Annotated in this window: 12 protein-coding genes; 1 reads left to right on the forward strand and 11 read right to left on the reverse strand. The window is 46.8% G+C overall.

Features of this window, described 5'->3' with window-relative positions:
* Window positions 1-281: 281 nt before the first annotated feature.
* The 11 genes from GGR07_RS13395 to GGR07_RS13445 all read right to left on the reverse strand — a co-directional run bounded on the left by GGR07_RS13395 (window position 282) and on the right by GGR07_RS13445 (window position 16,322).
* Window positions 282-1,343 (reverse strand): DUF4435 domain-containing protein, encoded by a 1,062-nt coding sequence (locus GGR07_RS13395; protein ID WP_122056377.1) that lies wholly within the window; start codon window positions 1,341-1,343, stop codon window positions 282-284.
* Window positions 1,344-1,431: 88 nt separating this feature from the next.
* Window positions 1,432-2,283, reverse strand: coding sequence for an AAA family ATPase (locus GGR07_RS13400; protein WP_021643951.1), 852 nt, complete (start codon window positions 2,281-2,283; stop codon window positions 1,432-1,434).
* 308 nt (window positions 2,284-2,591) lie between these two features.
* Complete coding sequence (meaB, locus tag GGR07_RS13405; protein WP_021643953.1) at window positions 2,592-3,686, reverse strand: methylmalonyl Co-A mutase-associated GTPase MeaB; 1,095 nt, start codon at window positions 3,684-3,686, stop codon at window positions 2,592-2,594.
* An 11-nt stretch (window positions 3,687-3,697) separates the two neighbouring features.
* Window positions 3,698-4,765 carry a DUF1573 domain-containing protein gene (locus GGR07_RS13410; protein WP_034543907.1) on the reverse strand — a complete coding sequence of 356 codons (1,068 nt, stop codon included), beginning with the start codon at window positions 4,763-4,765 and terminating at the stop codon, window positions 3,698-3,700.
* Window positions 4,766-4,991: 226 nt separating this feature from the next.
* The gene (locus GGR07_RS13415; protein ID WP_021643955.1) at window positions 4,992-6,533 is read right to left on the reverse strand and encodes a BACON domain-containing protein; all 1,542 of its coding nucleotides are present in this window, start codon (window positions 6,531-6,533) and stop codon (window positions 4,992-4,994) included.
* A 13-nt stretch (window positions 6,534-6,546) separates the two neighbouring features.
* Complete coding sequence (locus tag GGR07_RS13420; RefSeq protein ID WP_172545158.1) at window positions 6,547-7,419, reverse strand: Calx-beta domain-containing protein; 873 nt, start codon at window positions 7,417-7,419, stop codon at window positions 6,547-6,549.
* A gap of 30 nt (window positions 7,420-7,449) precedes the next feature.
* Entirely contained in the window at window positions 7,450-8,922 is a 1,473-nt protein-coding gene (locus GGR07_RS13425) for a DUF4302 domain-containing protein (protein ID WP_172545159.1), read from the reverse strand.
* A gap of 13 nt (window positions 8,923-8,935) precedes the next feature.
* Window positions 8,936-9,874: a substrate import-associated zinc metallohydrolase lipoprotein gene (locus tag GGR07_RS13430; RefSeq protein ID WP_172545160.1), complete on the reverse strand. Its 939-nt coding sequence runs from the start codon at window positions 9,872-9,874 to the stop codon at window positions 8,936-8,938.
* A gap of 17 nt (window positions 9,875-9,891) precedes the next feature.
* Window positions 9,892-11,394, reverse strand: a complete 1,503-nt coding sequence (locus tag GGR07_RS13435) for a RagB/SusD family nutrient uptake outer membrane protein (protein ID WP_021643959.1) — start codon at window positions 11,392-11,394, stop codon at window positions 9,892-9,894.
* 11 nt (window positions 11,395-11,405) lie between these two features.
* A complete protein-coding gene (locus tag GGR07_RS13440) occupies window positions 11,406-14,987 on the reverse strand; it encodes a SusC/RagA family TonB-linked outer membrane protein (protein ID WP_034543908.1) in 3,582 nt (1,193 codons plus the stop codon).
* Window positions 14,988-15,140: 153 nt separating this feature from the next.
* Window positions 15,141-16,322 (reverse strand): FecR domain-containing protein, encoded by a 1,182-nt coding sequence (locus GGR07_RS13445; RefSeq protein WP_021643962.1) that lies wholly within the window; start codon window positions 16,320-16,322, stop codon window positions 15,141-15,143.
* A 248-nt stretch (window positions 16,323-16,570) separates the two neighbouring features.
* Between GGR07_RS13445 and GGR07_RS13450 the strand changes: the two genes are divergently transcribed.
* Window positions 16,571-17,107, forward strand: coding sequence for a sigma-70 family RNA polymerase sigma factor (locus GGR07_RS13450; RefSeq protein WP_021643963.1), 537 nt, complete (start codon window positions 16,571-16,573; stop codon window positions 17,105-17,107).
* Window positions 17,108-17,245 lie beyond the last annotated feature (138 nt).

The raw sequence follows: 17,245 nt of genomic DNA on the forward strand, positions 1-17,245 counted from the left end.
TTAGTCCCGACTCGGAGGCGAATCTGAACGAATCGTGCCCAGTCGGGACTAATTTTTTGTATTTTGCAATACGTACTTTACCGGAGGCTTACGAAAGGTGTAAAAGCAGAAAAGAAACAATGCGAATTTTCGAGATAAAAGCTGACGTGCGGATATTGGCAGACGCTGCAAGATAATGTACAGAGCAAGAAAGGATACAGAAATAACACAGACACATGAACCTCACGGCAAGAGCAGACATAACAGATCCCGCCGCAGGTTCTATAATAGATTGAAAAGATTTATTTGCGTGGAGCTGCGGATTGTTGCATTTTGCCGGCAGAAGCCTCCGCATGGTTCTTCGCCACACCGTTCTTCAAGTATTCCTGAATATCGTGTTTCAGCCATTCGTAATGAAAAAGAGTCTTATAGGCAACGTTTCTGCGCAAAACGACTTCTACATTCACCAGACTGTTTTCATAGCCGGTCAGTTCGTTTCTGAACTGTTCGTCGTGTCCGGCCAGACGTCTGATCTCCAGCTCGCGTTCACGGCGCAAAGCCGTACAAACGGGAATCAGCAACTTCATCACCACATTATTCATGATGTGGTGTCCTTGCATATAGAGATAGGTGGTTTGGGGCACCAACCCCAACTTCTTCAGTTCTCCGCGCATGCCGTTCACCTTTGCCGTCAAATCGGGAAAATGGTTTTCCAGCGCGTTGAGCTCACGGTTCACCCGCTGTTGCAAGGCGTCAAGGCTGTGTTCGGGATGTTTCAGGTTGATGTCGCGCAAAGCGGTACAATTGTTGAAATCGTACATGGGGAAGGTGTACGTATCCCGCCGGCGATAGAACCAGATGTTCCACAAGAACAGCGGATAAACGATTTCGGAATAACGGCTCAGATAGGCTTCGAAATCCAGAATGGGGCGGTCGTTGAGCGTGGCCTGCACGCAGACTTCGTGCAGGCTGGCGGCGTAGCAATGGTAATTCTCGATGGCGTACGCATACGTCTGGAAGATATATTTGTTCCGGTTGATTTTGCGCGACGTATGAGTGGCCTCCTGCAACAGGAAATCATAATCGCTGTCTACGCAGGCTATCATGCTTTTCCCCAGCTCATCGGTGTTGAGCGTATTCATCAGCACCATTTTCTTGCCTTTCGTCAGCGAAGTGGACGAAGGGAGCATGACCTGAAAGTAATACTCGTCGTTTTCAAACTCTTCGAGCAGGCTTCGCCAGAAAGCGATATCGTCGTAGCTTTCTACGTATGCGATGATCCGCCGGCGCGTCTTCTTGGGGTAGAGCTTATGCGCCGCATGGAAGTAAGAAGAGGTGAGGTTGTCTCGTAATGTGCTTGGCATTTTCCTGATGATTATGGTTAGAGATCGGGGAACAAACTGATGAGTGACCGGCGAGTGATGCCCGGCGAACGGGAAAAATCACCGAAGCCTACGAAACGGGCGGACGGGACGCTCCGGTAATATCGGTCGAAATGTCGCTTACCTCCGTCACCGCGTCGAGCCATCCCTCCATGATGACCGCAGGCGAATGCGTACTCAGAATGATCTGCACATTAGGATTCAGCTCCCGTATCATCGCAATCAGCCGTTGCTGCCATTCGATATGCAGAGAGGCCTCCGGCTCGTCCATGAAAAGCACGCAGTGTTCATTGTCCTGCACGAGCACGGTCAGCAGAATCAACAGCATCTGTTTCTCGCCCGAAGAGAGCTTATAGGGCAACAGCAGTTCATCGTCCTGATAAAAGGCTATGTCGTTCCGGCGGCGGTCGATTTTCTTTCGCGTATAACCGAAGAGTTCATCGATCAAATCCTGGAAACGACGTTTGGGAACCGACAATTCCGCCGCCTTGTTACGTTGTTCTTCCTCCGGGTCGGCAAGCAGTTCGATCATCCGGTTGCCTACGTTCACCTGATAGTCGAGGTAACGGCGTTGTAGAAGATACAGTTGCCAGTCGAGTTCGGACTTTACATGCTTATCCGCCATCTGTGCTGTAAAATCGCCCATGATGAGCGGGCGGTCGTAGCTGCGGATTACATCGTAAGGAATACCGGTAGCCTGCGGATCATCGAAGAAAAGATGCACCCCTTTCTTCACATCGCTCTTGAAGTTGCCCGGAAGCTGTTCCAGATAATCCACCGCACGGTTGATGATGGTCGTCTTCCCCACCCCGTTGATGCCGGAAAGGATATTCACATCCGGTCGCAAATCCCATGCGATATCGTATCGTTTCCAGAGTCCGTCTATCTCAATACGCCGGATAAAGTTGGCCTGTTTCTCCATCCTGTTTCATTTTTAAGTACTTACAAATGTAAACAAAAATATTGATTTAACCAGCTTCACGGAAATATACTTGATTGCATCTCCGGAAAAGCACACAGTTCTTCAAAAAAAAGGCGGCGGGCTTTGAAAAAAAACACGGCGGGCTTTGAAAAAAAGGCGGCGGGCTTTGAAATTAAACACGGCGGACTTTGAAATCAAAGGCGGGCGGGCTTTTGAAAAGGCATATCACGCTGAGTGAGAAGCAATATTGCAACCTTTCCGGTCCATCATCCTGCCGGGAGTGTCGTTACCTGCCTGCAACAGGAAACCTACTGCCGGAGTTGCCGGAAATACACATCGAGCAAATCTTTGGCAGCCGCAAACGACGTCAGATTGCCCCGAAGCACCCCTTGTTCCTTCTCCTGCAACAGTGTTTGAATCCGCTGATCCTGATAAAAGCTGTCGCGCAACTGTTCGTTGATGCTTTCGTACATCCAGTACTTGCTTTGCTCATTGCGGCGGTATTCGAAGTAACCGTTGTCTTTTACGAAGTCGATATAGTTGTAAATCATATCCCAGACTTCTTTCACGCCGATATTGTAGAATCCCGAATACGTCAGCACCTGCGGCGTCCAGCCCGAATCGGGCATGGGAAAGAGATGAAGCGCGCTGCGGAATTGCGAGGCTGCCAGCTTCGCCCGTTCCAGATTATCTCCGTCGGCCTTGTTGATCACAATACCGTCCGCCATCTCCATGATGCCGCGCTTGATGCCCTGCAGCTCATCGCCGGTTCCTGCCAGTTGGATCAGCAGGAAGAAGTCCACCATCGAATGGACGGCGGTTTCGCTCTGCCCCACTCCCACCGTTTCCACGAAAATCTTATCGAATCCGGCAGCTTCGCAAAGCACAATGGTTTCACGCGTCTTACGGGCCACTCCGCCCAACGAGCCTGCCGACGGGCTGGGACGGATAAACGATTTCGGATGTACGGAGAGTTTCTCCATGCGGGTCTTGTCGCCCAAAATACTCCCTTTGCTCCGCTCACTGCTGGGGTCGATGGCAAGTACGGCCAGCTTCCCGCCTTTCTCGAGCACATGCAACCCGAAAACATCGATCGAAGTACTTTTTCCCGCTCCCGGCACTCCGCTGATGCCTATGCGAATGGAATTTCCGGAATAAGGCAGGCACTTCTCTATTACCTCCTGCGCGATGATCTGATGCTCCGGCTTCACACTCTCTACCAAGGTAACAGCCTGGCTCAACACCGTAACATCTCCTTTTACGATGCCTTCTACGAACTCCGCCACCGAACGCGTACGTCTCTTCGGCTTGCGTTTCAGATAGGGACTCACGGAAGAGGGTTGTTCGATGCCTTGATTGACAATAAGCCCTTTGTATTCTCCACTGTTCTCAGGATGTTCCATAGCTATGCGATTTAACGTTTTATATTAAGTTCCACTTTCGGGCGAAGCGGGTCGTTTGTTATCATCAGAATGCGCAGATGATGCTTCTTGTTCCCCGTGCTTCTTTTGTGAATGGTTACCCTCAATTTCGTAGTTCCTCCAGGAGGTATGACCGTCTTCTTCAACGCTACTTCCACCGACGAGTTGAAGACTTGCAGCTTGCTAATGACCAACGGTTTTTTACCCGCATTGGAAATCAGAATATCCCTGCCGGCTTTTTCCTTTCTCATCAACGGAACGCTTAAATCGATACTCGTTTCGGAAAGACGGATGGCGGGAGCATTCAGCGAATCCTTCTTCGACAGATGGGCAAAAGGCGGAAGCAGAATAGCCGATACGGGTATTTCGTTCTCCTCGCTCACTTTATCGCCGGCAAAGCGGGAAAGGTAGACAGACGTTTGCGTAAGCCCGTAGTCTTTCAGCCGTTGAGTGTCGAGAGTGACCTTGACTGTTCCTTTCTTTCCTTTCAACAGTACGGCGGGTTCTTTTTCTACTTTCAGATAGGGAGGGAGATGCATCAGCACAGGTTCGTAAGGACGGTCGGAAAGATTGACCACGCTCAACGTGATGACGGGGTTCTCTCCGCGATAAGAGTCGGGGAAAGCCAACTCCTCTTTGTCGATACGTATTTTTCCAAACGCATACGGGTGATTCTGAGTATGGTCTTTCACCTCCTGCACCACCTCGCCCGTAAATTTCAGATAAACCAAATGCGGTTCGGCATTGCTGTATATTCCTACCGTCTTCTCAAAATGCCCCAAAGCCTTAGCGTCGAAAGAAGCCTTCACTACCCCTTTCCCTTTGGGCGGAATAGGTTCTTTGGTCCACTCGGCCACCGAACATGCGCAAGAAGTCGTCACGTTTGTCAGCACCAACGGTTTGTTTCCGGTGTTCGTAATCACATATTCCACCATCACCGGGCGTTTCCATTCTATTTGTCCGAATTGATGCGTTTCTTTGTTTGAAGTAATGCGTGGTTGGGCAGCGGCAGTCGAAAAAAGAATAAACAGAGAGAATATAGACAGTAAAAAACGTTTCATGCAATATAGTTTAATGATATCGGCAAATGTAGAGCTTTTCAACGAGAAAAAGAACGAATGAAAAGGAATATTAACGTAGAGCATTGATATAAGTTTGCCGATCGATTCTCGTATTCCTTATCCATAAAGAAACTCCGCAAATGTTTTCGCACCGGCATTCAAAAGCCTGTTGCGGAACATTCGCGGAGTTTTCTGATATCAGAGTATAAATAAAGACTCTCCTATCCTAATCGGTACAGTCTTTCAGCTTATAGTCGGTAGACTTATCTCCATACACTTCGCGTTGAGGATTGATATAGAGATTGAGTCTCCAACCACCGAAGCGCTTCGGCACACAAGTGTTTTTATCGAATTTATTATACTTCATTTTTAAGGTTGTCAGCTTGGGCAGGCTTAAAAAGCTCGCAGGAAATTCTCCTTCGAAACGATTGAAATCCATATCGATCCAAACGAGAGACTTAAGAGCCGATATATCGGGGAACTCACCGCTAAACCGGTTGGATGTTATATAGATATGCGTCAATTTAGTCAGCCTGTTTAAACCGGCAGGTAATGGGCCTGATAGTTTATTGCGTTGCAGCTTGATTTTAGTCATCTCAGTCAGCCAACCGATCTCAGCCGGCAATGTACCTTCCATATTGTAGTCGGATAAGTGCAAATCAATCACCCGAAGTTCTCCACCTATCCGGTCGAAAGTCACTCCGGGCCAATTGCCTTCGGACAAAGGCATTTCCAATTTCCACGCATAAGTCCAATGTTTGCCTCCCGTAGCCTCATAGAGAGCCACCAACGCCAGACTGTCTTTCATCCGTCCGGCAGGAATCTTCTTTTGCTCGACGGTAAGCATATCCGTTCTGCCGGTCTGAATGAGAGAACGAACGGTCAGGACAGCCTTGCGTTCCGCATCAGTGGAACCCGCCTTTACAAGCACGACCGCATCGCCCTCATATTCCAGCTTATCTATCTGCAACCATTCCGGCTTGCCTTCAATCTTCCACTTCCCGTCTCCCTTTACAGTGAAAGCGAATGTGGACTCTTCATTATCGAGCAATACCCTCTTGCTCCCGGGAGAAACAACATTAAGAACCAACGGACGACCGTCTTGCTTAATCTCGATGCTGTCTTTCAGTGTAGGGTATTCCACAGATTGGGCATACACATACATGGAACGTGCCTCCACGCTTTCGTTCTTGCTGACAATCAACATTCCGCTACCGTCTTTCTCACCGCGTTTGGTCAACACCGTGCTCCAACTGTCGGCGTTCTTCGTGTATACGCGCCAAGAGGTGGAGCTTGATATATCGAACGACACTTCAGTGTATTCTTCCCCGATAAGAGGTTTCTCCAAAGCTTTCGACCGTATTTCGATGGCATATCCTTTCGGAATGAAATTCACGGCACACTGCTGCCTGATGACCAGCGTATCGCTTTTTCTCTGCCCCACAGTGTTATACACTACGATCTTTCCTTCGCGAACATCGCCTGCATTCGCCTCCATACGGAAACGCAGAGTGTCGTTGAACTCGCCTTTTTCTGTGCTGCAAGTCAGCCATTCCGATAAACTGGCAGCCTTCCAGCGGGCATTAGACCGAAGCAATCCGTATCCTTCCTGAGCGTCGGGGGTAAACATTCCCTCATCTTCCGCAGAGGCCTCGAGTTTTACAAAAGGTTCTTTCGCTCCGAACAAATAGTCGTTCTTCTCGCTGCATGCGACTGCAACCGACAATGCCATGCAGGCCGCAACTGTTTTTATGCTTTTCTTCATCATAACCTTCCGATTCTTATTGAATTACTTTTTCCAAAACAATATCTTTCAAGACGTAGTAGAAAACGGGCTGTTTCTTTTTATCAAGAGTGACTCCCGCCAAAGCATCTTTCATGAAAACCAACCTTTTCCCACCCGACACTCTGATCCGGATGGGAGTCTCTTCGGCATATCCATTGGGAGTGATGGTGATGGTAAACCCTTCGCCTTTTCCATAATCGCCTATTTTTTGCTTCACGGGCATCTGCATATTGCCGTTCTCGTCTGCTTCAATATACAGATCGTCCGCCCACGACAATGGGAAAACATCCCGGTCTTTAACCAAAATCAGATTGCGGAGTACATACCGTTGCGGGTTTTGTGCATCCTGTACAATTTCCACAGCGCCGGGATCTGTTTTCAGCAAAGCCCCCGATTTGAAATCTTTCGCCGTAAACGTATATTTACCCGGCAATTCGAAAGGTTTCATATCATCGCTGATAATATAAACTTTAACGGTCGATACGACAGATTGCACTTCAGGAGTCTCTACCTTCAAAGTAATTGTAAAATCTTTCTTGTCTTCCGTGATTTCCTTGTTGTCAATCATCCGGATACGAAGCAACGATGTTCCGCAACGGTCGAATGCCAGCTCTTTGTCGAGCAGTTCATAATCTGTGCCTGCAACAGCGCTTCCGTCTGCGGCCTCGATTTTCACAGAAACCGAAAGAGGAAGATCGTTACGCACACCCGATAGAACGACCGGCAGCTCCAATAGCCCCGAATTTTCCCCGACATCTACGCTGCTTCTGGAGAAATCGACACGCAGCGAGGCGTAGTCTACTCTGTCCGATTCACTGCAACCGAACAGGAATAACAATATCCATAATTTATATATGATCTGTTTCATGAACTCATTTTCTTTTTTCTTAAACAACATTTATCTGTCTACATCTTTCTGGGTATAGGGATACAGCGTAAAGAAGCTCCCGGCAATATCCTCCTCGTCCACTACCTTTATGGTGGGGTTATTCGTATTAGCGCCCTGCGCATACAACCCCCATCCCTTTTCATGCAAGAGCCTATACAGCATCGGCATGGCAGCTTTCGCTTTCACACGGGCGTATGCTTCGTCTTTTCCTTTTTCCTTATAAGCATCCAGAAAAGCCTGCTCGATAGATCCGGTCAATGAAATCACCCACTTTCTGTCGGCTGTAGTTTCATAATCTACCGGAATACGTACAAATGTCGGATTGGAGCCGTACAAGTCTTTGCCCGAATAGCTCGGATCGGTATCGGCATAAATCAGAGTCAGCTCTTTCTCATATTTGAACGGTACTTTTCCCATGTCCTTATCGATGTTTTTGGCAAAGTAAATGACATTGAGATGCTGCTCGTCGGGAGCATAGGGAGGACGAAGATCGTCGAACAGCTTTTTCAGGTTGCGCCCGATCGGATCGCCCGTGGCATGGTACACTTCGATTCCCAGATACACTTTATCGAACGTGTCGAACGCCATCCGCTGAACCGCCGCTCCCTTATCGGTATATGCCAATGTCAGATCCGGATGGGCAGCTTCTACGATTGTTTTTTCCGCAGGATTTATCAGAAAATGCTGAATCGTACCTACTTCCTTTATTTTCAAAGGAGACACCAGACTGAACCCGGTGGGAGTGATATAGAAAGGCAACATCCTAAACTCACTCTTGATCCCATTGCTGTAACGATAGAGCACTACCCGCGAATCGGCATCTACGAAAAACAAACTTTCCAGAAAGTTTCCTTTATAGAGCAAACGCTGGTACTTTCCTTGCGTCGAGTCGTAACCGATTGCTTTCTTCACTTCCGCTATTCCTTCGAGTGTCCAGTCTTTCTCCGTAGCCGGTTCGAACACATAGGTGATCACTTCGGATTGCCTCTTGCCGATACCCATGTTCGACTTTCCTTTCATATAAAGCTTTCCGTCATGGAACTTATCGAAAATAAACTGGGTCTCAGGACCGGCATACTTGTCGGGGCGACCGTCTCCGTCGGTATCGACCACAAATTCGTTCCACGCAGAGAATTGGGAGAAAGACTCAAAAATCAATTCCGGATTCTGAATATAATCCACACGGTAAGTGATTGTCTCATCGAATTTCACTCCTTTGCGGTAATAATAATCCACCGGATCACATTTCAAAGTCACCTCTCCTTTCTCATTAAAGTTCATAAGAATGAGCCAACGCCCCAGCAAGTTACTGGTTCCGAAATAGGTTTTCCAACCGTGCGGAGCATCCAGCAATATCTTTTTATATTCCGCTTTCACAGCAGCGACGCGTTGTTCCGGCGTCCGGTCGAATATATCTTTCGCCGAATCGTCGGAGCAGGCATAACAGCACGCCAATACGAGGATAAGTATAATTTTCTTCATTGCATTCATTCCTTTAATTCATATTTGACTGGTTCAACCGTTGAAGTATAATTTCTCTCAAATGCTCAAGATTGATCGAGAAGTTGCTTTGGTAGTACTCCTTCACAAGCGTAAGCTTCTTGTCGATCCACGTTTTTCCTTCGTTCAGAAATGGTCTGGAAAGGTCGTTCTGTAAATAAGTCGTTTCAAAATCCACCGGATCGGTCAGCAAATAGATGGAAACCAGCTCTGCAAAATCTTCGAATTCGGTAGAAGTTCCGTAAGGAGTCAGCATTCCTTTCATGATGGCCCGATTCTGGGCAACGGAATCGACCTGATGTTGCGTGGGAGATTGCACACCGGCAGCTCCCAACTCCTGCTGCGCGTGCACATACATATCCTGCCATGCCCGGCCTGTATAGTTGTTTTCGGTCACTTTATTAAAGCCCACCGGCAAATTATACTTCTGATGAATGATATGCGAAAACTCATGATGAATGGTATGAAGCTGTTGGATCACCCAATCTTTCCTTGACAAATCGAAATAATTCAATTCGGTAAGCGTAATCCGCACACCGGCATCGGCATATCCTAACGTACGCGTTCCGTCGGCATTACGAAGTTCGGAACCCACAAGAACGATTTCGGGAGGGAAATGATCACGGATAAAATCTGCGCTCGCTTTCGATTCCAGAATGAAAGGCTCTATCCAAAACCGGCGGAGCATCTCTCCCGTAGGTACAACGACCTTTCGCATGGCAGGCGCCACAATATAACTGATGTCGACATACCTGTCCACCCATTTCCAACGAATGGCACAACGATACTTGTCCTGAAAATTTTCCTGAAAATATTTGTCTATCTCATCTGCCGACGGTGCCGCCTGCTCCGGCACATAAGCTTTGTTTTCATCGTCCTGGCAAGAAGGGAACAGGCATACGGTAATAAACAGTATATATATAAGTTTTTTCATATTCTTCATGTTAACGCTTAATTATAAGTCACTAAATGTTCTTTCGGTTCGGGAGAGTCTTCTCTCACATTAGGCTGCAAACCTCCGTGAGTAATGGCTGTTTGCGGAATTTGCAATACTTTACGCGGATCGTCCGGCCTCAAGGCATTCACAGTTCCTTCCATGTCCACATGAACCACGGGCAGGTAATGACGGCGAATATCGAACCAACGCAATCCTTCTTCTACGAATTCACGGCGGCGTTCATCCAACACCATCTGCAGGCGAAGCTCACTTTCTGTCAAGTCTTTATACACTTTCTTATAGTTGGCATGTAAAGTCGCGTAATCCAATGTTCCGCCATATACAGACTTCAAATAAGCTCCGAGCTGACTTTCGAATTCCGCTTTCTTTTCATCTCCCATCATGACCCATGCTTCCAGACGGTTGAAGAAAACTTCTTCGCCTCTCAGGGCGACTTCAACGGTATAGGGAAAGCCCGATGAGGAAGTGATGGACGTGCGTCGTATCAAATCGCGTTGAAATTTGGGAAGAAACGATGTGGTGCTTCCGTTGCCATAACTGTAGCTTACGGAAAAACGTTTGTCGTTTTTAGAAATCACCATGCTTTGATATACGTCCTGATTGAAACGATAGCCGGCATAAGCTTTATACCCGTATAGAACATCTTTTCGGATAAGCAGCAGATTCGAAGCCAAAGCAGGGTCGGTAAACTTACGCGCGATCACTTCGCTGCTCGCGCCGGTATACACCCGGCTATAGTCACGGATAAACTGTGGGTTATATCCATGCCCCAAAAGCTCGGTGGCATATTTTTCGGCTTTCGGATAATCTTTCTTGAACAAGAAGAAACGGGAAGCGAAAGCCAGAATAGCCGATCTGTTGAAATGATACTTGCCGGAATTTTTCAAGAATCTGTCCGATGCCAAGTCAATGGCTTCCAACAAATCTTTTTCGATAAAATCATATACTTCCTGTACGCTGCTTCGTTTATACTGAGCCAGTAAGGTTACTTCCGCCTTCTCCATGATTACCACACCGGGATCGGTAGCCGCAGTCTGCGGATCGTATGTTTTGGCAAAGACATTCACCAGCATGAAGTGGGCGAATGCGCGGCAAGCCAATGCCTCTCCCCGGATAGCATTCCGTCGCTCCGAATCGTTCTTTTCAATCTCTTCCAATGCCTGCAATGCCTGATTGGCATGCGCTATCGCATTGTAGTGAGAACTCCAATAGAAAGAAGGTGTATCCTGACCTTCCAGTTCCACATTCTGCCAACGGTAGGCTTGTGTCATATCGAGCCGTTGGACATTCTTGGGATCGGCGCCTACATTGTCGCTCATCCACTCCATAAATACGCCGCTTCCGTTAGGATAAGCGTTTGTCAGCAGTTCGGCTATTTTCTCATAACTATCCAGCCGCAACCGGTTGTCGGGTGTTTCATTCAGGAAAGTATCGCACGAAGCGCAAACTCCCAGCGCAAACAACCCTATAATGATATTCGTAAACAGATTTCTCATATACTTGCGAATTAAAAGTTTAGACCTACAGTAAATGTATACATTTTAGAAACGGGCAGAGAAACACCTCCCGACAAATAAAACTCCGGATCGATGCCGTTGAGCTTGCTGTCGGAATAAAGCAAAAGCAAGTTTGTTGCCTGAAACGAGAGGTTGGCGCTGTTGATAAAAGTGCCTTTGAGCCAATGACGGGGCAATGTATAACCTACGGTCACATCTTTCAAACGGATAAAATCTCCTTTAGCCACCCGCTCGGTACTCTTGTTGTACATCTGATAAGTCTGCTTCCCTTCAATGCGTTTGTAAGTCCGCTTATCCAGAATGGCAGGAATCGAAGTCAGCCTCTCGTCTCCTTTGATTCTCCAACGGTTCTTAAGTTCTTTCGGGAAAGCGGAGTAGTCGTTGTATGACGGATAGAACGCATCGTCCAATCGGATGACATTGCCCCATTTATACACCAATCCCAATGACATGTTCCAATTGCGGTAACGGAATGTATTTGTCAATCCTCCGTAACTTTTCGGTTCCAACGGACCTTCGTACTTCAATACTTTGTCGATGTCCGAACGCGACTGCAGATTCATGTCGTACACGATTTCATTGTTTTCGCCGTAGAATGTCGGGATACCGTCCTGATCCAGTCCGGCAAAGCGAATGGAGAACAAGCCCCGCTGCGGATAGCCCAACATGGCCACACCCGTATTCGAAATAGCGGAAGATATTCTTGAAAAGTTGTTCAGCTTGGTGATCTCACTCTTATGGAAGTTGAGATTCAAGCTGCTTTTCCATTCAAAATCTTTCGTGGCAATATTGAGTGTACTTACGGCAAACTCGAATCCGCGTGACTTCATGTTACCGATATTTCCCAGTTTGATAGCCTGACCGCCTACTCCTGAAGTATATACAAAGTCGATCAAATCTATCGATTTACGACGATAGTGAGCCACATCCAACATGATCCGGTTTTTGAAAAGGGCCATCTCAAAGCCTAAATTCAATTCATACATTTTTTCCCATGTCAGATCTTTATTCTGTAGACTTTCGATAGTATTGTATACCTCGTTGTCGGTAGGACGGAGCGTCTGCTTCGCATAAATCGTCAACTCGGCACTCGTAGCCGGACCCATGATACCATTATATCCATAAGATATTTTCGGTTTCAACAAACTGATCACTTTCGAATCCTTGAGGAACGATTCTTCGTGCATATTCCATGCAGCGCTCACATTCCACGAAGGCAAATAACGGGCATCGCGCGAACTGCCCAACTGGTTCGAACCGTCGTAACGGAAGCCGCCGTTGAATATATATTTTCCGGCATACGAATAAGCCACATTCATGAACGATGAAATTCTGCGGTCGCGACTTTCGCGATATGCGTAATATACATCTCCCTGTTGTTTCAGGTAATCCATTACATCCGGGTGAGTGGAAACCACACCGCCTTTATCCCACAGATATCCCCAACCGTCGTTGGCTCTGAGCTTACGCTCCACACTGTTTATCTCGAATCCGGCAAACACGTTGGCAACATGATCCATACTGATTTTCGGAGAAAAATCTGCAGTCGCTCTCATATACGCATGGCGCATGTCCGACTCTTCGGTATTGTAGAAACCGCCTTCGGGCAAAACGCTGTATGGATTGGCCGTCGGCAACTTGGGATTGCGGAACAGGAAACGGTTGGCGTCGATAATCGATTGCGAATAATCCGCCCTGTAGGCTTCCGCCTGATTCGAGAACTCATGAATCTTATGTTCCTTCAGCGTATTGGCAGCACGATACTGGAACGATCCCATCAACGTCAGGCTTTTGAACGGATTGTATTCCAAATCCATCTGTGCGGTGATGTCGCGAACGGTCAGATCTACAAAATTGTGTTCCAATTCATGAAGGATATTGAAGTCGGTATAGCTCCGGCGGAAGAACTCCCGATTGCCGTTCTCGTCATACGCTCTCATGCTACGGCTGGTATTCAACGCATAGTTGAAAGGATTGATATCGAAATCGCGTGTAAACTCACCGGTTATCGCGTCAAAGTTCCGGTCTTTCGTTCCCGGTACGCGTTGGTCGCGAATATTTGTCGAAAGCTTCAAGCCCACATTAAACACTTTCGAAAGATTGAACTTTCCTCTCAATGAAGCCGTATAGCGTTTCACCTTATCCGAAGTGACAGCCATACCGTTATCGTCGTAGTAACTCAACGAAGCATAATAAGTCGTCTTCTCACCACCGCCGGACAGGCTCAAAGAGTGCTGGTTCACCAACGAATGATGGAACAAAGTATTGAACCAGTCGGTATTGCTGTTGGCATAACCCGAGAGAAAATCCTCGTTCAACGTACCGTTCGGCCCCCAGTTAATATTTCCTTTGGTTATCTCGTCGAACATTTTCCCCATGGCTCCGAAGTTCTCGCTACGCGCTACCGTGGTGATATCGATCCATCCTTTGTTCACCAGCTCCTTGTAAATATACATCTCGTCGCTCGACTCCATGATGTTGAAGTCGCCATATCTCGGACGTCCTTTAAATGCGAGGCTTCCTGTATAGTTGACCGACAGTTTGTCTTTTTTACCCTGCTTGGTCGTAATAACAATCACACCGTTCATGGCCTGCGCGCCATACAATGAAGTAGCCGACACGTCTTTCAATATTTCGAAGCTGCTGATATCCTCCGGATTCAATCCTGCCACGCCTGAACTCAACAAGGTAGAAAGATTTCCCGAAGTAAGTTCCTCAGCGCTCACCGACATCAGGTCTTCCAGCACTACGCCGTCGACAACCCATAAAGGTTTGTTGGTTCCGTTGATTGAAGAATTACCGCGAATGGTCAATATCGGACTGGCTCCGAACGAGCCGGATACATTTGTTATCTGCACTCCCGACACTTTTCCCTGCAATGAGCCGGTCAAATCGGGGGTTCCTTTCAGGATCGTTTCATCGGCATTTATTTTGCTGGCAGAACCCGTAAACATTTTACGGTTGATTTTTTGATAACCGGTTACCACCACATCTCCCAGACTGATGGCATTATCTTTCATTACCACTTGCATAGTTTTCGTCCCAATACGTCGTTCTACCGTCTCCAAGCCGACATACGAAATTATCACCACATCATTCAGAGAAGCATCGAGCCTGAAGTTCCCGTCGATATCGGTAATCGTCCCCTGCGTAGTTCCTTTCAGTTTCACTGCCGCTCCGATTACAGGTACGCCTTGCTCGTCGACAACGGTTCCCTTTATCTCTGTCTTTTCTTCTTTCGAAGGCCGAGCCTGAGGAGACAATATGATTGTCATATCTTTCAACCTGTAAGAAAGGCCTGCCTGCGGAAGATATTCGTCCAATACCTCCTTCAGCTGCTTGTCCCGACATGCGTAACTCAACCGTTTCGACATATCTATCAAGTCCTTTCTGTACAAGAACTTATACTTTACTTGTTGCTCCACTGCCCGAAAGAAACTTTCGACGGGAGCCTGCTCCAGATTCAGCGTAATGCGATTGCCCGCCTGCTGTGCATTTACCGTTTGCAAATGACAGAGAAAGAGCAAAACGCATGCTAAACTTCTTAAAGAAAAGAGTGATCGTTTATCCATACTTTACCTTTGTTTTTATATTTAATATATGTCTCAAAAAAACTCAAAAAGAAACGCAGGAAGCCATTCAGGGCCTCCTCAACAATTACACTTGTATTTTTCGTATTTTCCTACGGAACCGGCATTATAGCCACATTTTTCATTATGATTTTCTTATTTTCCGATGATGAGCTTCCGCCCTTCACGGTCGATATGTATCAATCCGCTCTCTTCGATCATCCGGAGAATCTCATCCAATTGTTCATATTGCCTGAATGCACCTGTAAAGGGGAGTTCCTTTAACGAGGGGGCCTCATAGACTATTTCGACATCATACAATCTCCCCAACACATTCATCAGCTCTTCCAACCGTTTGTTCTTGAATGTGATCACTTCATCCACCCATGCCGTATATTCATATGTGTCTACATTCACCACAGTCAACCCGTCGTCATTCACCCGGCATTGCTGACCGGGTTCCAAGTCAACAGACCGGTTGCCGAGAGAATACCGGATTTTTCCACGTACCAGCGTAATCATAGGCGTTTCATTATCATAGCAATGCACATTGAAGGCCGTACCCAATACCCTGACCACTCCGTGTCCGGTATTAACGATGAACGGATGAGACTTATCTTCAGTGACCTCGAACAGCAGTTCTCCTTTGACAGACACCATACGGTTAGAACCCTCAAAACGGTTAGGAAAGGTTATTTCCGACTCGGAGTTGAGCCAGACTTTCGTACCGTCGCTGAGCTGCATTTTAAATCGTTTCCCTCTCAGTATTTTAAGTGTATTGTACACCACTTCAGGGGAACCGGAGTTTTTCTCTTCTACCGCAATCAATCGATCTCCCTGCTTGATAGCCCCTGCCGAAACGGTCATCACTTTCTTCGACTCACTCATCGGAATACGCCTTCCATCCGCAGTCAGCAATAAAGCATCGGCAAGCGTTTCATCACTTTCCGGCATCGGCTCGTCGGACAATCTTTCCGAATAGATCCGGTTTTGCCACTCTCTTCTTTCCGTTATCCGATAAAAAAAGAATAAAGATACTCCCATCAGGGCAACTAACGCGGCAGCTACGGACCACCGCCTGAAAAACAAAATTCTGCTTCCTGATTTTCGTTGCCGGGCATTCATCCATCTCATATATGCCTCTTCCGCTTCCATCCGGTCTTTCTCGGGGTCGAACGATGCCAGAAATTCCGGTCGCTCGTATTTCTCAAGCAATTCCCGGTATCTCGGCGACTCAGCCAGCCAGCATTCCAGCTCTTCCCTCTCTTCGGGCGTAATAATGCCCAAGACCTTTTTCCGAATCAATTCGGAAACAATAATCATTCGGTTATTTTCCATTTTCCATTTTCCATACTAAAGATTATCGTTTTATTAACAAGACACTTAAAAAAAGAAAAAGTGGCGCGAGGATTGAAAAAATATTTTCTTTTTCTTTTTTCATACATTCTTTCTCTACCCTCTTTTTTCTTTCAAATTCATGTCAGGAAACATTGCCCGAAAGAAAATTATTGTAACTTTGCCCCTTCATATAGAATAATGTAAATCAAACCAATTAACAAAAAACATTAAAAGCGCATTTTCAGCCAATGAGCCAACTACATCAGGACGAATGGATCATCACACAACTTACCACGAACTTCAATGAAGGTTTCCGTTTGATGTTTCTCGCATACTATGCTCCCTTGAAGCGAATTGCCGGAAGAATAGTCGGTTCTGATTTTGCAGAAGATGCCGTACAGGATATTTTCACAAAAATATGGACAAACAGAATATGCTTCGGGAATATCAGCTCCCTCAAGTCCTATTTGTACACAAGCATACAGAATCAATGCCTCAACGTACTCCGCAAAAACGGGTTACTGGAAAATTATAAAGAAGCGTTACAAAACGGCCATTGGGAAGAAAGTATACTCGACGAGGAAGTTTTCATCCGTCTGTACGAAGCAATCGACCGGCTTCCGGAGCATTACAGGGAAGCGATGATTAAAACGCTGAAAGGAGAATCTATTGCCAAAATCGCCTCATCGATGAATGCCACCGAAGATATGGTCAAAGCTTATAAGCGCCGCGCCAAAGAGTTGCTGAAAAAGCAGCTATGCGATATTACGCTCATATACAAATAAAAAAGAACGCCCCCAAACAGCTTCTTGGAAATAAACATGGAGGTGTGTCAAAACTCCATTTTCCTTAAATCAACTGTCATTTGTAAAGAACAATCGCTATCAAAGAGCTAAAAACTCAATGATAGCGATTGTTTTATT

It is taken from the genome of Bacteroides pyogenes, from assembly GCF_014196225.1.
Classification (GTDB): Bacteria; Bacteroidota; Bacteroidia; order Bacteroidales; family Bacteroidaceae; genus Bacteroides; species Bacteroides pyogenes_A.

Bases quoted from the DNA above. Each gene is read 5' to 3' on its own strand.
- GGR07_RS13395 (WP_122056377.1), bottom strand. From the start codon at position 1,343: ATGCCAAGCACATTACGAGACAACCTCACCTCTTCTTACTTCCATGCG.
- GGR07_RS13400 (WP_021643951.1), bottom strand. From the start codon at position 2,283: ATGGAGAAACAGGCCAACTTTATCCGGCGTATTGAGATAGACGGACTC.
- meaB (WP_021643953.1), bottom strand. From the start codon at position 3,686: ATGGAACATCCTGAGAACAGTGGAGAATACAAAGGGCTTATTGTCAAT.
- GGR07_RS13410 (WP_034543907.1), bottom strand. From the start codon at position 4,765: ATGAAACGTTTTTTACTGTCTATATTCTCTCTGTTTATTCTTTTTTCG.
- GGR07_RS13415 (WP_021643955.1), bottom strand. From the start codon at position 6,533: ATGATGAAGAAAAGCATAAAAACAGTTGCGGCCTGCATGGCATTGTCG.
- GGR07_RS13420 (WP_172545158.1), bottom strand. From the start codon at position 7,419: ATGAAACAGATCATATATAAATTATGGATATTGTTATTCCTGTTCGGT.
- GGR07_RS13425 (WP_172545159.1), bottom strand. From the start codon at position 8,922: ATGAAGAAAATTATACTTATCCTCGTATTGGCGTGCTGTTATGCCTGC.
- GGR07_RS13430 (WP_172545160.1), bottom strand. From the start codon at position 9,874: ATGAAAAAACTTATATATATACTGTTTATTACCGTATGCCTGTTCCCT.
- GGR07_RS13435 (WP_021643959.1), bottom strand. From the start codon at position 11,394: ATGAGAAATCTGTTTACGAATATCATTATAGGGTTGTTTGCGCTGGGA.
- GGR07_RS13440 (WP_034543908.1), bottom strand. From the start codon at position 14,987: ATGGATAAACGATCACTCTTTTCTTTAAGAAGTTTAGCATGCGTTTTG.
- GGR07_RS13445 (WP_021643962.1), bottom strand. From the start codon at position 16,322: ATGGAAAATAACCGAATGATTATTGTTTCCGAATTGATTCGGAAAAAG.
- GGR07_RS13450 (WP_021643963.1), top strand. From the start codon at position 16,571: ATGAGCCAACTACATCAGGACGAATGGATCATCACACAACTTACCACG.